Genomic DNA, 16,183 nt, shown 5'->3' on the forward strand with positions numbered 1-16,183 from the left:
GGTTGATTTGGATTACTTACAAAGAGGAGGAACTCCTTCATCTTTTGATAGATACTTGGCTTTTAAATTTGGTGTAACCGCCATAGATGCTGTTAAAAAAGGAAAATCTAACGTGGCTTTAGGTTTGGATGGTTTTGATGTAGTGGAAAAACCCTTTACGGAAGAAATTTTGAAGAACAAAGAGATAAGTAGAGAATTATACGAGATGGGTAGATTGTTTTTCTAAAAATATTTGGCGGTGCTTTTGCACCGCTATATTTAAACGTATTATTAAAATCCACAGATAACAAACATACTTCGCTTTTTGATCATATTTTATAAAGTTTTTTAGCCTTTTCTGAAGCTATTTTATGATCGACAATAGGTGTTGGATAATCGATGTCTTTTGGAATGTTCAAAGTATGTATTTGCTCTGAGTTAAGATTGGTTAATTCTGGTAACCAAGTCTTTATGTAATCACATGCAGCATCAAATTTTTGCTGTTGCAAAATTGGGTTAAATATTCGGAAAAAAGGCTGAGCATCACAACCTGTTGAAGCAACCCATTGCCAATTACCATTATTAATTGCAGGATCGTAATCAACTAGTCTTTGTGCAAAGTATTTTTCTCCCCATCGCCAGTCAATATGTAAATCCTTAACAAGAAAACTCCCTGTTATCATTCTTACTCGGTTATGCATCCATCCCGTTAGATTCAATTGCATCATTCCAGCGTCAACTATAGGATAACCTGTTCTCCCTGTACACCAAGCCTTAAATTTATCCACATCATTTTCCCACTGTATTTGGTTATATTTCTCCTTAAAGGAATTGCCTAAAACATGAGGGAAATGATAAAGGATATGAGTAAAAAAATCACGCCAGTGAAGTTGTGTAATAATTTCATGTTCATTACCGAAGTTTTCATTTACTTTTCTATATACCTCTCTCACAGAAACTGTTCCAAATTTAAGATGGGGAGATAACTTTGTTGTTCCATCGATTGAAGGTATGTTTCTAATTTCACTGTAATTTTTTAGTTTGACTATTCTCTCTATATAACTTAACCCTTCTTCTCGCCCACCATTTAACATTGAATTTTCATTTTGAGGAAATTTATCAACCTGAAGAGCTATACTTGAGCTAATTTCTTCTGTAAAATAATTTTTAAATTTATTCTTCTGCGGTTCTCGCACATCTATTTTTTTGGATTTTTTTAAAAAATCGGTGAACTTTATATATGGCATACCATTATCTTTCAAAACTTCTGTGGGTTCATGTAATAAAACATCAAAATGTTCCTTGAAATCTACTCTTTCCCTTTCACAAATGGCTTTTATTTCGTTATCTCTTTTCTTACTAAATGGAGTGTAATCTTTATTCACGAAAACTGCTTCTATTCCTAATGTTTTAATTAAACTTTCAACTACTTTAGCAGTAAGTCCTTCAAAAAAGTATAGCCTAGCGCTCAATTGGTGTAGCTCATCATTGAGTTCTTTTAGACTGTTGATCATAAATTGAACCGCGTTGTCTGATTTGTAATCATTGTCTTTAATCTGTCGATCATCAAATATAAAAGTAGGTATGACTCTTTCACAACTTTGAAGTGCTTCTATGAGAGAAGTATTATCCTCTAACCTAAGATCTCGTCTGAATATGTGCAACCCAATTTTATATTTATAATTCGGTATTTTTATCACCTCTAATGCCTTTAGCATGCCTTTTATAATTAAATACAACTTACTAACTTTATTAGTAGTTAGATAAATTAAAAGTATTGAGAATTTTAAAACCCTACTTCAATTGAAAAGGATATTATGATAAATGGTGTTGTTTCTCCGTAGGGTCCAGGCCAACCTTCTAACTTTGACGCTGAAAAGCCTTTTCCCTCTATTTGTTTCTATAGGATAGCCTTAACGATCGCAGAGTCATAGCGGAAGGAATTGAATGATACTTCTATCATTTGGTCTTCGACTTTTTAGGACTTTCACATCCAACATCAGGACATTTCACTATTTTTGAATCTCTAAAGTACTTTAAGAAGCTTCTACATTCTGGGCATAAAAACGCTTCATGAAGACTATGTACCGCATCACAAAAAGTTTTAACTTCTTCAGAGGATAAGTTTTCTATTTCTGGGTTATCGTGAGAAAGAAGATTCCCCATAAACGAGGACTCTTTGAGGTTTTTAAATTTGTTTAGGAGGTCTTTCTTTAAATCACTATCTTTTAATTTATCTTTTATCCGTTTTTCCGCGGGATCAAATAATTCTGCTACAGTATATCTTCCCTTTTGCTTGAAAGGTATAGGTACTTCTAGCCTTTCACAAATTTTCTTTAATAACCACTCTAAATATATCCGGCATTCATTGCCTGCCCCAGTTTTATCATTATTTTTTAATTTTTCAGATATTCTTTCCCATCGAGGTTTATATGGAATGATCCTTGGACCGGCATTTACATCCCACTGGGTAATTTCCATATTTATGAAATTGCCTTGTACATTTAACGCTCTTTGGGAACTAATAAGCTGGTCGTACCATATTCCGTCATGTGTGGTGATAACAAACTGATAGTCTTTAAATTTTTTCAACAGTAATTTAGCTATTTTACTTCTATGACCAGCATCTATTGTAGCCACTACATCATCCAATATTACTAATGGACAGCCTTCATTAAACTTTTTAACAAAGGCAAGAAATATACATAGTCCCAAAGAATCAAGATGTCCTTCGCTTGTTAATGCTCTTGGATCCTCTTTCTTTCGCCCAAATGATTCTATCTTCATCTCTGTGCTTGCCCTTTTCCCACGTGTGACTGTAAGTTCTATACTTTTGTGAGGATCATTAGGATGAAGCATCGAGTAAAAACTTTGCATATCTCCCTGTATAGTATTGTATATTTCCTGAATTTTTAACTTTTTTATATTTGAAAAAGCATCATACATTTTCTCAACCAATTTAAAGTAGTTTTGATATTTTTGAAGTTCAGAACTAATTGTTGATATATCTTTAACCTTACTTCTAACTTGTTCGATTAAACGAATAACTTCTAAAACTTTCTTTTCCCCTTCTGTAAGTTCGATCTCATCCAATAGTTGACTACATTTTACTGATATAAAGCGCCTTAATTTATTAATTTCCTCCTCCTGTTGGATTATTTCTTGAATTGGTATTTCATTTTTGAGCTCCTTAGCAGTATCAACTTTTTCTACGAAACCATTCAAAAACTTCACTTTAGCCTTTAGCTCTTCTTTTTCCCTGGATAACTCAGGAAGTATTTCAATTTCTGAAATAATGGAGTTAAGTTTATCTGAAATTTTTCTCAAACAATCTATAACCGAAACAGATCCTTTTCGGATTTCTGCGGCTTTATCAGAAAGTGCTCGAAGAATTTCAAGACGTTCATTAACTCTTGTGAGTAATTTCTGCCTGTCGATCCTTTGTTCACACAGTGGACAGATATCCTTTTTTTCTTCTTCTATAACCTTTCTACCAGATTCAAGCAGTTCAGCATTAGATAGTTCTCCTCTCACTTGCTCCTGTAAAAGATATTTTATCTTTTCATTAATGTCATCCAATTTCTTAACAACCTCGTCAGATATAAAGGGAATTTTGGTAAGCTTTAATATCTCGTTAAGAGCCTCAATCTTCTCTCTGTTCTCGACCTTCTTTACTGTTCTGAAAATTTCTTCAGTATATTTATCAACCTTTTCCAAAGATCCAATTATCGATAAATTACTTTTTTGAAGCATTTCGTTTAAAGCTGGTAATACCTCTTTAACCCCTGTGATTTCTTTCCCCACGACATTTGAAACCTCGCCAATTAATCTTTTAATCTCCTCTTCTTTTGATACCACTTTTCCTTGTAATTCATCACGAAGTCGCATAATTTCAAGCTCAACATTATCCAAGGGCTCGATGCCGATCATGCTTCCTATTGCTCTAAAGCGTTCCGCTGGTTGACTCATAATGAACTCAAGAATTTGCGACCTGCGTAAGATGAATGTACCCTTTTGAGTTATATGAAAATAGTCACTAAACTGATTGGGTGGGGAAGGTACAGATGTAAAATTCCTATTTAGAGAGATATTACCTGGATTAAAGGTTATTTCCACATTCATATCATCAGGCTTGAAATTTACATGGGGCCCATGTCGTTTTAAAGACAAACCTTGGATACCTTCTAAATGAGACACTTTCCCAGTAAAGAAAAATTCAATTGCTTCCACTATTGAACTTTTTCCAGTGCCATTCTCACCTCGTAATAAAAGGCTTTTTCCATTAAGTTCTAGCTCTAGGTCTGGAATCCCCCTAAAAGCTTTGATATTAATTTTCTTAATCTTCACCGACATCCTCACATCCCCCTTTTATTATATCAAGGATGTTTTTTTGTGATATAACTTCCTCACTTTCGAAGAGCTTTCTCAGTTTTTCAATAATTGAGCGAGGGAATTCTTTGTCATCTTCGAGTTTCTTAAAGAATCCTTCAAATATCTCCTCGTTTATTTCCATCATTATCACCTCCCATTTCCTGTTTTGTCTTAAACCAAATTTTCTCCAGCAATCCTCGTATAATATGTATGGATATGAAACTCAAAAAATGGTACTAAAACCTGCCTTTTACTTTTTTCATTATTTCCTATGTTAAAGAGATACCCTAATGCTAAAATAGTACCAGGATGAATAGCAAAGGAAGATTCCCTTCCTCCTTACAAGACCTTTTGGTCGTTGCTTAAAAAGCTTGTTTCCTGACTTAGCAGTCAACTTGCTAACCGATTACTTTTTGGAAGAGAACCAATTTTTGCTTTACTTAACATTCTCCTTAATTTATGTAAATTATATCATATCTTTGATTAACTTTACTTTATCTTTAGTGTATTTCACAACTGTTTTTGGTAAGGAGTCTTTAGCAGATTATTCGTGGATTAACTCGGATAGTATATGTTTTAAAACCCTACTTCAATTGAAAAGGATATTTTGATAAACGGCGTTGTTTCTCCGTACGGTCCAGGCCAACCTTCCACATCTTCTTTTCTCTCATCGTCGTAGGGTGTTTCTAAATTTATTTCACCTTTGAGGTAGTGTTCGAAAGTAATTTTGTATCTTATGGTTTCGTTGGCAATATCCAATCCTATTAAGTAACCTTCCATGTCGTTCCCGTAGTCAAAGCCTATGGGAATATCTTCTTCATCGTATTTGGCGGTATATTTCAAGTAAGGTGCCCATTGATTGTACATCCAAGTGTAAATCTTATAATACTCAATTTTTGGAGATATGTAGTATTGCGAAGTTTTACCTACTAATCTTGTTCCTACTCCCCAAGCGAATGCGGTCGGTTTGTAATCTGTTGCTCCTCCTTCAGTATCTGGTACTACAAAATCGTCCATCGCAAATTGCCCGTATATTTGCCAACCGTTGGTAGGAATAATAGAAGCGTCTACTCCCAACATATTATTTGAGAATCCTTCACCTAAGTTATTATGAGCTATACCAAAAGGGTTAGCATCAGAAAGGTCTGGATATTTCCCTCCGATCAAATTTAATTCGTTCAAAGAGAGTCTAACTCTATCGAAAAGATTAAATTCTAATCTGTGTATAAACAAAGTTTTTGAAGGATCAGAATACCCAAAATCTTCCAATCCAGCTCTGTCGGAGTTAGTATCAAAATTAGGATCAAAATTGCCATCAAAAGAGGTAGCTTTTTGCCTTGCTAACTCATCTTCAGTTAAGTAAGGGTCGAAGAAGTACATGGCTGATACAATTCTCATACTTCCCGCATCGTATCCACCCATGAACCCAGTAACATAAGGTAATGAGTCAGAAAGATACACCCCTCTTTCCAAATCTGACCAATTGGTTTCAAATATTCCACCAATCAACCACAGAGGATCAAAAGATTTGTAGAAGAAGCCAGGGTAAACTTCAAACTCATCGTTTGAATTTATTGGATAAGGTGTTATGTTTGTAAAATCTTTCCCTGCGTATATTGAAGATAGTAGATAAACTTCGTTTGCAGTTATCTCAGAGAAGCCCTTCGTATTAAAAAAAATGAAGATAAGTACTAATGTTTGAAGCGTTACTATTTTTCTAACTTTCTCCATATTTATCAAAGAACTCTTCTTCACTCATTATAGTAATTCCATAACTTTGAGCTTTATCTAGTTTAGAACCAGGGTTTTCTCCAACGACTAGGATATTCGTTTTCTTCGTCACATTTTCAGAGAAGGTCCCACCTTTAGATTCAACGTATTCGGCGAATTCTTGTCTTGTCATTTTAGAAAGAGCACCGGTTTGACATATAACTAAACCTTTTAGAGGTCCTTCTAATTTTTCTTCTTCTTTTTTCCCCATGTTGACTCCTGCATCTTTTAATTTCTTAACGATCTTTTTAACTTCTTCCTGTGAAAAAAACTTTATAATTGCATTTGCTATATCTTCACCAATTCCCTCTATCTCTACAAGTTCATCGAATTTTGCATCTATTAAACTGTCTAAATTTTTAAAATGATTTGCAAGGTCTTTCGCAGTTTTTGACCCAACATTTGGTATACCAAGAGCGTTAATTAATCTATCCAATTCTCTATTTTTGGATTGCTCTATTTGTGTCAATATATTTTCTACTGTTTTGTCTCCTATACCTTCTCCCAAGCTTCTAATTTTTTGGTCGTTTAAATAATACAGATCTGCTACATCTTTAACTAAACCTGCATCTACCATTCTTTTCAATAACTTTGGGCCAAGTCCTTGGATATTCATTGCGTCTCTTGAAACGAAATTTTCCAAAGTTCTTAAAAGCTTTTCTGGACAAGAGGGATTCAAACATCTTATTGCCACTTCGGAAGATTTTATTTTCCCAACTTTTCCACCACATACAGGGCATTTTTCAGGAGGTTGAATTATTTTTTCTTCCCCGGTTCTTTTTTCTTTAACGGGCCCTATAACTTGTGGTATTATGCCACCTGCTTTTTCAATTAATACATAATCGCCTTCCCTTATATCTCTTTCTTTTATATAGTCAAAGTTGTGTAGACTTGCCCTTTTTACCGTTGTTCCTTCGAGTTGTATGGGGTCAAATTCTGCAACGGGGGTTATTATTCCTGTACTCCCAACTTGAAGCTTTATAGCTTTTAGTTTCGTTTCTTTCTGTTCAGCTTCAAATTTGAAAGCTATTGCCCATCTTGGGGATCGGGCAGTTTCACCAAGGACTCTCTGTAATTCAAAACTGTTCACCTTAACTACTATTCCATCTACTTCGTATTCTAATTCCTTTCTCCTTCGATTCCATTCTTTCCAAAATTCTATAACTTGTCCAATATCTTCGACCTTTTTGTAATTAGGATTGATTCTGAAACCAACTTCTTTCAGAAAATTTATTGCTTCCTCTTGAGTTTCTAAGTTGTAATTTTGAGGGAAGATAACGTAATACATAAAAGAGCTTAACTTTCTTTTTGCCACTTCTTTACTGTCCAAAAGTTTTAAAGTGCCCGCTGTGGCATTTCTAGGATTAGCGAAAACAGGTAACCCTTTTTCTTCCCTTTCAGAATTTATTCTCACAAATTCTTTTTTTGGCATGTATATTTCTCCACGTACTTCAATGGATAGATTTTTCCTCAATCTTAAAGGAATAGATGGGATGGTTTTTACGTTTTGCGTGATATCTTCTCCTGTTGTTCCATCGCCTCTGGTTATAGCTTGAGTTAATACTCCATCGGTGTACCTTAAAGCTACCGATACTCCATCTATCTTTAGTTCACAGAAGTACTCAACATGGGTTAAGTTCAAGTTCTTTAAAACCCTTTTGTGAAAATCTAAGATTTCTTCTTCGTTGTAGGTGTTATCTAAAGATAACATCGGTATGGAATGGTTTACTTTATTGAATCCCTCAACAACTATCCCACCGATCCTTTGAGTGGGAGAATCGGGTGTTTTCAATTCGGGATATTTCTTTTCGAGCTCTACTAATTCTTTAAATAGCTTATCGTATTCCTGATCCGAGATAATGGGATCAGCCAATACGTAGTATCGGTAGTTATGTTCTTCTATTTCTGCTTTTAACTTTTCGTATCGTTCTTTTATGTTTTTTGGTATGTCCAAATTACAATCCCCCTTTAGTCTTCATCTATCACAACCGCTGTTGCTACGGCAAACTCTCTTTCATGGGCTATAGATATGTGTATCGTTCCGTTACCTCCAAACTTTTCGAATAGATATTTCACCGATTCTTCATCTAAATAGGGTTCTCCACTTTGTTTGTTTAGAACGGTAATTTGTGAGTAAGGGATAAACCTTTTGAAACATTTTATTAAAGATTCTTTCACTGCAAAACGACCCGCTGCATATTCTTTTTTTCTTTTTTGCCCTTTAAACGTATCGTATATTTCTTTTTCTTTTTGAGAGAGAATTTTTTGGACGTTTTTTTCGTTGATCCTGTCGACTTTTACGATGTCAACTCCTATTCCTCTGATCATTGATTAACAACCTCACATTCGCACCTGGTTCGATCTTTTGTAGAAAGCTTTCGACTTTTTGGTCATTTAAGTAAATTTCATAAGATTGAATTTCTTCCATGTTTATGGAAAGATGAGAAAATACATCTATTAATTGAACATCCTTTTTTACCTTTTTAATCGAGTAATTTGCTCCATTGCTCACTTCTTCTTCTATGTCAATTATTTTTCCATCATAGGATGCGATTATTTCTTCTTTGTTTAAATGAACCTCTTTCCCGTTTAAAAATACTTTCATCTTTTCGGTTTCGATATCCAAGAATTCTTTTATCTTAGGAAGCTTTACCGCCTTTGTTTTTAGAAGATCTCCATTTTTTATTTGATAATCTTTATCTAAGATTTCTTCGTCTTTCATGATAATCGTACCCACAGGGACTTCATATGGAAGGTTATTTATTGTGAAAAATATTTTCTCGTTGTACTCTTTAAATACATCTTCTATTTTTGGAGGTGAAGTAAATATTTTATCTCCATCTTTGATCTCTTCTTCTAAGCTTTCTACTTTTTCACCATTTTTTATTACTACAGGGTAAGTGGTTTTGGGTTCTCCATTTAAGTAAAATTCAATGGGTTGAATCACGTCTTTCAATTTTAAATTGACAGGTTTGCCATTTTTAGGTTCTTCTATTTCAATGTGATCTCCTGGTTTAATGGGAGAATGTATATCCGCCGATACTCCGTTTACTGTTATTTTTGCCTTTTCGCCCATATTTCCCTTTTTTATCTGTAATTTTTCGTTCAGTTCGAAAGCTATCGCAGGGGATGGCAATCCAACCAATTTGTCTAGAGAATAACCTGATTGTAGTAACGCCTGTAAAACGTTCATATCTTTGCCTATGATTAACATATTTACATTTCTTCCGTTTATTTTAACAGTATTGAATACACTACCCTGTTTTTTCAGTGCGACATTTACTATACCTAAAGGGGTTATGTATTCACTACCTTCCATTCTTTTTGATTCAAAAATGATATTCTCCAAGTTTTTGGTAGTTTTTAAAGATACCCTTTCTTTGGAAAGTCCAAGTTTGCCGGCTAATTTTTCGGTGAAAGTTGGTACTTTTCCTCCGCCACCTACTACCATCACAGCAACAGGAGGTTTCCCATTTAGATTTAATATTTCTTTAGCTATTTTATCCGTTATGGTGTCTATAACAGGGGTTATTATCTTGATTATCTCTTCTTTTCTTACAATTTGTGCATTATCCAGAATATCGTTGTATGTAATTTCATCGTTTTGAGATAATTGTTTTTTTATCTTTTCAGCGGTTTTGAAATCCACCAATAGTTGTTGAGAGATAGTATCTGTTATCTCATCCCCAGCTAAGGGTACCATTCCATAGCCTGTTATTACCCCTTTATTTGATATGGATATGTCGCTTGTTCCTGCTCCTACATCTACCATCGCAACATTCAGGTTTCGCAAGTCCTCAGGCACAACTAAACTTGTGGCGGCTATCGGTTCCAATGTGACATGGATTGGTTTTAATCCAACTTTATCCAATACAGACATCATAGCTTCTACAACATTTTTTGGTAGATAAGCTGCCAAAACTTTTACTTTTGCTTGATTACCTCTTTGCCCTTCTAGATGTTTAATCCATTGATTATCAAGACTGTAGTAGAGTATGGAGTATCCTACGCAGTACATTTCTTGGGAGTAGTTTAATTTTTCTGTAGACACTTTAACGGCTTCGAGTTCCATCTTTTTGATTGTTTCACTGTCTAAATAACCATGAGTTGAAATATCAAGGCTGTATGAGCCAATTGAAGAGATAAGAAACCTACCAGCTATAGCGATGGCAACTTCGGAAAGATTGATGGAACTTTCCTCCTCCAGTGTTTTCTTTATTTTGAATACACCTTTTGCAACCTTGTTGACATCATGAATTTGTCCGTCAAGCATCGCTCTATTTTCGTGCTCAACTTCTGCAAAATGCTTGATTATTATATTTTCTGTTTCTTCATCATATTCTGCCAATGTCCCTACAAGAGTCCTTGTACCTATATCAAGTCCAAAGATCATTTCCACTCCCCCATTATTTAAACTTCTATTACTGTCGCCCCTGTTCCCCCTTCTTCACTTCGAGCGATTTTGAAATCTTTAATTAGAGATGATTTTCTTAAATAATCCCAAATTCCCATAGCTAGTTTCCCTGTTCCTTTTCCGTGTATTATTCTTCCTTCTTTTATCCCAGAACTTATTAAATCCGAAATAAATTTTTCTATTTCGGGTATAGCTTCATTTACTGAATAACCCCTAATATCTAATTCGGATTTTACACTTTTCTTTTGATCTATTTTAACGTAAATTCTTTTTTCTTCGTTTTTTTCTTTATCTGTGTTAATTACAGGCTCAATTTCCGTTGGATTATAAGTTATCTCTATCGGAGAACCATCAATCTGAACGGTTATCTTCGAGTTTGTTACTCTTTTTACCGTTCCTTCAATATTATTGGACGTTTTTACTTTCATCCCAACTTTTATTTTAGACTTTTCAATTTTTCGCCCTTTTTGATTTTGAGATAACGTTTTTCTCATCTCTTCAAGTTGTGAAGCCATATTTTCAGATTCTTTTAGTTTTTTGCTGATTTCTTGTAAATCGATTTGATCTTTTTTTTGCTTAATTTCTTTTAATATGGTTTGAATCTGGTTTCTCATATTTTTTATCTGTTCTTTAAGTTGATACAACTCGGGTTCGAGACTTTCTATTTCTTTTTTCTTTAGTTTTTGTAGTTTTTCTTCGTACTCTTTTTTCATTTTATCGATCTCTTTTTCTTTCTTCTTGATCCTTTCTAAACTTTCTTCGTATTCATTGTGAATAGAAGTTAATCTACTGAGTATTTTTTCACTTTGTGAAAATTCTTCATTGAGATTTATTTTACTTTCTTCTACTATCTGAGGGTCAATCCCCAATCTTTCTGCTATTTCAATGGCATGGGATGCTCCAGGTACGCCTACCATTAGTTTGTATGTAGGTTTAAGTGTTTCAATATCAAAAGACATAGAAGCGGCGAGTAGTTTTTCTTCTTCCAAAGAAAATGTTTTAATCTCAGACAGATGTGAAGTAGCAAATATTATTGGCCCTTTCATTAGCAGATATTTCAAAATAGCTTTGCTTAAGGCAGCTCCTTCAATAGGATCGGTTCCTGTTCCTAATTCATCTATCAATACAAGAGATTTTTCATTAACGTTTTCAAGTATATTTTTTAAATTCAACAAATGGGCAGAAAAAGTGCTTAGATTTTGAGATATATCTTGTTGGTCACCTATATCCGTGTATATTTCTTCTATAAAAGGTACTTCAGCCTTTAAAGCTAAGACTGGTAAACCAGAATGAGCCATAAAAAAGGCTAATCCAATTGATTTCAAAGAAACCGTTTTACCCCCTGTGTTGGGACCCGTTATTATCATTCCGTTTCTATCCAGTTCTACATCTATGGGGACTATTTTTTCTTTTGGTATTAAAGGGTGTTTTAGTTCTTTGAGAAGAATCTTTTTAGTAGTATGGGGTTGAGTGAATACTGCATTCATATCTTTGGCGTATCTGGCTTTCGCTATATTGGCATCTATATATTCTATTATTTCTATATTTTTTTCTATTTTAAATTTGTTTTTTTGAAGTTCAAAGGTCAAATTTGAGAGTATTCTATTGATTTCGTTCTTCTCTTGTGAGAATAAATCTGTAAGCTTTTCATTTAGTTCTATAATGGTATCTGGTTCTACGAACAAAGTAGCACCGGAATCGGATCTTCCTACGGTAATACCCTTTATGACATTTCTATTTTCACTCTTTAACGCTATGCATAACCTTCCGTTTCTTTCCACAGGCTGGTCTAAAGAAAGGTATTTAATATACTTACTTTTTATCTTGTTGAATTCTATATTTAATTGACGTTTTACCGTGTCTATGCCGTTTCTTATTCTTTTTAATTCGATTGAGGCGTTATCTTTAATTTCTCCTTCAGGAGTAAAAACTTTAAAGATCTGATCTTTTAACTCAAGTAGAGGTTTGTAATCTGATAACTTATCAGTGAGTAGATCGTTTATACCGCTGTAATGTTTTTGGATGGCATAACCGTCCTCCAAAAACTCTCCAATCTTTCTGAATTCTTTCCCTTCAACACTTTCCTTGTTGCTTATTTTTTTCATTATCGAAGGGATATAACTTAAACCATACAAATCTTTTAATGTACCTTTAATCGCCATATCAAAAAAAACTCGAGAAATGTTCACTTCTCGGTCTAATTCTGTTAGATCTTTGTACATTTTTACATTTTTTAAAAAATACGCTTTCCCATAATCGGTATGACTATAGGTTGAAATTAAATTTAATATTTTTTCGATTTCCAAATCCTTGTAGGTTTTTTCTAAAATTTAAAACTCACTCCCAACGAGATTGGTAAATAATTTACAGTTAGTTCTTCTTCGTAGTACCGGGTCTCGTAACCAACCGACAGAGATAAATTGTTGTAGCTAACTCCTCCATTTATAAGTATTTCTGTTTTAAAGGTTTTAAAATAATCTCCTGTGTGAACGCCTCCGAAGGCGGTTACCAAAAAATTTAAGTTGCCAATTATATTGGTTGTATATTTCATATTCAAACCTAAGGAGATTCCTACATCTTCTAGATTTTGTAAATTTTCTAATAAATTGTAATTGTAGAAAAATCCCAGATAGGGGCCATAGGAGATTTCTTCACTATCTTCGGTTGGAATTAAAAAAGAAATCCTTCCCCCAGTGTAATCTAAACTCTGTTGAGTGTTTGTATCGCCTGTTGAATTAAGAGTGTAGGAATAGGAAGGGGTCAATAATAACTCAAAAGCATATGTGATACTAGTTATGAAAAAGAATATCGAAAATGCTAAAAAAAGTTTATTTTTTATCATTTTTTAATCTCCCTTTTTTTAGATGATTGTGCTTTAACGCCACCGATAATTTTTTCAAAGTTTTCTTTTATTGCTTTTATAGAAAGATCGCATTCTTCTAATTGTTCTTCTCTTGTGGCATGAGAAACAAACTCGTCTTTCACACCAAATGAGTAAATTTTCTTATTTCTCAGTTTGAATATCTCTTCGTTGAAACCACCTTTCAAACTTCCCTCTTCATAAACAAAAATATATTCAGCTCTTTGTTCTAGTATTTCCAGAAAATATTCATATAAAGGTTTGACGCTTCGTACCCCAATTATATTAACGTTATAATCTTTGAGCGCTTCATAAACGTTTTGAGAGATAGTTCCAACGGCGAGAGCGTAAATTCCAGAATCAGCCATTTTTAGATACTTCCATTCTCCATCTACTATTTGAAGATTGTCGATTATATTTTGTATTTCTATCGTTTCCCCGTCTCTTGGAAATCTAATAAATCTAGGTTTTTTCAAACCCTTTATCACAGAAGTATAAATCATATTAGCTAAATCTTGGGCGTTCAACGGCGTCCAGATTTCAACATTTGGAATTAACCTAGTATATGCTATATCAAAAACCCCATGATGAGTTGGGCCATCTTCTCCAACCAAACCAGCCCTATCTAACAAAAATAGAACTGGGATCTCTTGTAAGGCTACATCATGAATAAGTGAGTCAAATGCTCTTTGCATGAAAGTCGAGTAAATATCTACAACGGGCAAAACTCCTCCTAAAGACAGAGCGGACGCCGTAGTGACTATACTTGGTTCGGTGATACCCATATCAATGACTTTGTCCGGACATATTTCTTGAAGTACATTTAACCCAGTTCCATCTGCCATGGCTCCCGTGAAAGCTAAAAATTCATAATCTTTTAAATGAGATAACGTATGTCCAACAATTTTACTGTAAGAGACTTTGTTCGGTTCTTTTTTGGATACGCCATGATATTTGGTGGGAGATTTCTCAGTTTCTTCGAAACCTTTACCTTTGGTAGTAACAACATGCAGTATTACAGATTTCTCATCATAAGCTTTAATGAATTCCAAGAACTCTTCCATTTTTTTGATATCATGTCCATCAACGGGTCCATAATACTTGATTCCCAACTCTTCAAATAGTGATGCTGGAGTATCGTAAATAGAGAATTTTAAAGCGTTTCTGACTTTCTTTAAAACTGATTCTACATCCTTACCCAAGGAAGAGTCTTCTAAAGAACTCTTTAAAATTTCTTTTGCTTGGGTATATTCTTTTTTTATTCTAAAATTATTCAACAATTGGGAAATCGTTCCTACATTTCTGGAAATAGCCATGTTGTTATCGTTTAGAACTATTTTAACTTTTGCATCTTGATAGTTCAACTGATTTAACGATTCAAGAGCCATCCCACAACCTAAGGCTCCATCTCCAATAACAGCAACTATATTTCTTTTCCTATTTTTTATTTTATCAGATAGTGTATAACCCAAAGAAGCTGCTATAGAAGTCCCTGCATGCCCAGCACCGAATCTATCAGCTTGTGATTCGTAGATATTTGTGTACCCACTTATGCCACCTTTTTCACGTATGGTTTTGAAATCTTTCCACCGACCCGTCAAAAGTTTATGTACGTAAGATTGATGACTGGTATCCCAAATAATAACGTCTTCTATGGGGTCAAATATCCTGTACAATGCGATTGTTAGTTCCACAACACCCAAATTCGAAGCAAGATGACCATTGTTGTTGTATACAACGTTGAAAATATACTTTCGAATCTCTTGGGCTATTTCTTCTAATTCTTTGTAACTCATGTTCTTAAGTGCTTTATACAGAGGAGTATTTTGTGGCGCCATACATTTCGTATAGATTTTATTTATTTAAAATCTATACTTCCCCCCTTTCGATTTTGTGGCTCTACATAATCGATGCCTGCGAACGTGCGATCTTATCCATAATACCATTAACAAAAGCGGCGGCTTTTTGTGTCGCATAAGTTTTGGTTAACTCCGTTGATTCATTTAATATTACTTTAACGGGTATATCTTTTTTGTTTATTAGCTCATAGATAAAGATCCTCATCACGGTTTTTTCGATGTTTCCTATCCTTTCTACAGGCCAACCTTCAGAGTATTTGTTGATCAACGCATCATACTCATTTTTATTTTTATAAATATCTTCAATGTATTGTTTAGCTTCCAAATAATAACTTTCTTCTAAATGTGCCTTTTCGTTTAATTTTTCAAAAGTGAATAATATGTTGTCTAACTTAACATCCTTTATTGATAGTTGGAAAAGACTTTCAAAAATCAACTTTCTCATCATTCTTTTTTTTGGTATGTTTTCATTCATTCTTGTCCTTTTGCTCTTCATCCTCCTTTTCTTCACTTTCAGGGGATTCTTCATTTTCTAAGGTTTCTTCTTCTATTTCTTCGTATTCTTCTTCCAACTCTTCGGGTTTTACAAGATTTTCGATGGATACGTCAATGTTTGATACATAGACCTCTGCAATTCTTTCAAGATCGTCTTTAATCGCTTTTTGAATATTTTTAGAAAATTCAACAATGTTTTGCCCGTATTTAGCAGGTACCTTTAAAGAAATACTAACACTGGCATCGTCATTAATTGTAATCTTTATACTCTTTTGCAATTCTTTTTGAATTTTCTCGTTATACACCTTTTGTTCTTTCAGATAACCTTCTACACTTTTGAAAACTAAATCTTTTAACACATTTTCTGAAATGCTTATTTCTCCAAAATCATTTTCCTCGTTCAAAGGCATTGTTTTTCCCTCCTTAAGATTAATA

At 34.0% G+C, this 16,183-nt stretch carries 12 protein-coding genes and 1 pseudogene; 1 reads left to right on the forward strand and 12 read right to left on the reverse strand.

Annotated features, from left to right (window positions below):
- Positions 1 to 226: pseudogene (locus X926_RS06750) on the forward strand (6-phosphofructokinase); the annotation flags it as partial.
- Positions 227 to 308: 82 nt separating this feature from the next.
- Here the strand turns inward: X926_RS06750 and X926_RS06755 are convergent.
- The 12 genes from X926_RS06755 to X926_RS06805 form a co-directional block, all read right to left on the reverse strand.
- The gene (locus X926_RS06755; protein WP_233186702.1) at positions 309 to 1,679 is read right to left on the reverse strand and encodes a deoxyribodipyrimidine photo-lyase; all 1,371 of its coding nucleotides are present in this window, start codon (positions 1,677 to 1,679) and stop codon (positions 309 to 311) included.
- Between the two features lie 259 nt (positions 1,680 to 1,938).
- Positions 1,939 to 4,332, reverse strand: coding sequence for an AAA family ATPase (locus tag X926_RS06760; RefSeq protein WP_103065495.1), 2,394 nt, complete (start codon positions 4,330 to 4,332; stop codon positions 1,939 to 1,941).
- Entirely contained in the window at positions 4,316 to 4,492 is a 177-nt protein-coding gene (locus X926_RS10160; protein WP_233186703.1) for a hypothetical protein, read from the reverse strand. The genes X926_RS06760 and X926_RS10160 overlap by 17 nt, the downstream gene beginning before the upstream one ends.
- A 434-nt stretch (positions 4,493 to 4,926) precedes the next feature.
- Positions 4,927 to 6,081: a hypothetical protein gene (locus tag X926_RS06765; RefSeq protein WP_123821398.1), complete on the reverse strand. Its 1,155-nt coding sequence runs from the start codon at positions 6,079 to 6,081 to the stop codon at positions 4,927 to 4,929.
- On the reverse strand, positions 6,068 to 8,074 hold the full coding sequence (ligA, locus tag X926_RS06770) for an NAD-dependent DNA ligase LigA (RefSeq protein ID WP_103065497.1): 2,007 nt from the start codon (positions 8,072 to 8,074) through the stop codon (positions 6,068 to 6,070). Before ligA ends, X926_RS06765 begins: the two co-directional genes overlap by 14 nt.
- Positions 8,075 to 8,088: 14 nt before the next feature.
- Positions 8,089 to 8,448, reverse strand: a complete 360-nt coding sequence (gene acpS / locus X926_RS06775) for a holo-ACP synthase (protein WP_012208822.1) — start codon at positions 8,446 to 8,448, stop codon at positions 8,089 to 8,091.
- Positions 8,426 to 10,513, reverse strand: a complete 2,088-nt coding sequence (locus X926_RS06780; RefSeq protein WP_103065498.1) for a cell division FtsA domain-containing protein — start codon at positions 10,511 to 10,513, stop codon at positions 8,426 to 8,428. The genes acpS and X926_RS06780 overlap by 23 nt, the downstream gene beginning before the upstream one ends.
- Before the next feature lie 17 nt (positions 10,514 to 10,530).
- Positions 10,531 to 12,864, reverse strand: a complete 2,334-nt coding sequence (locus X926_RS06785; protein WP_103065499.1) for an endonuclease MutS2 — start codon at positions 12,862 to 12,864, stop codon at positions 10,531 to 10,533.
- Complete coding sequence (locus tag X926_RS06790) at positions 12,858 to 13,376, reverse strand: hypothetical protein (protein WP_103065500.1); 519 nt, start codon at positions 13,374 to 13,376, stop codon at positions 12,858 to 12,860. Before X926_RS06790 ends, X926_RS06785 begins: the two co-directional genes overlap by 7 nt.
- Positions 13,373 to 15,232, reverse strand: a complete 1,860-nt coding sequence (dxs, locus tag X926_RS06795) for a 1-deoxy-D-xylulose-5-phosphate synthase (protein ID WP_103065501.1) — start codon at positions 15,230 to 15,232, stop codon at positions 13,373 to 13,375. Before dxs ends, X926_RS06790 begins: the two co-directional genes overlap by 4 nt.
- Positions 15,233 to 15,293: 61 nt before the next feature.
- Positions 15,294 to 15,749 carry a transcription antitermination factor NusB gene (nusB, locus tag X926_RS06800; RefSeq protein WP_158245211.1) on the reverse strand — a complete coding sequence of 152 codons (456 nt, stop codon included), beginning with the start codon at positions 15,747 to 15,749 and terminating at the stop codon, positions 15,294 to 15,296.
- Positions 15,721 to 16,158: an Asp23/Gls24 family envelope stress response protein gene (locus X926_RS06805; protein ID WP_103065503.1), complete on the reverse strand. Its 438-nt coding sequence runs from the start codon at positions 16,156 to 16,158 to the stop codon at positions 15,721 to 15,723. The genes nusB and X926_RS06805 overlap by 29 nt, the downstream gene beginning before the upstream one ends.
- Positions 16,159 to 16,183: the final 25 nt, after the last annotated feature.

The organism is Petrotoga sp. HWHPT.55.6.3 (genome assembly GCF_002895495.1).
Taxonomy (GTDB): Bacteria; Thermotogota; Thermotogae; order Petrotogales; family Petrotogaceae; genus Petrotoga; species Petrotoga mobilis.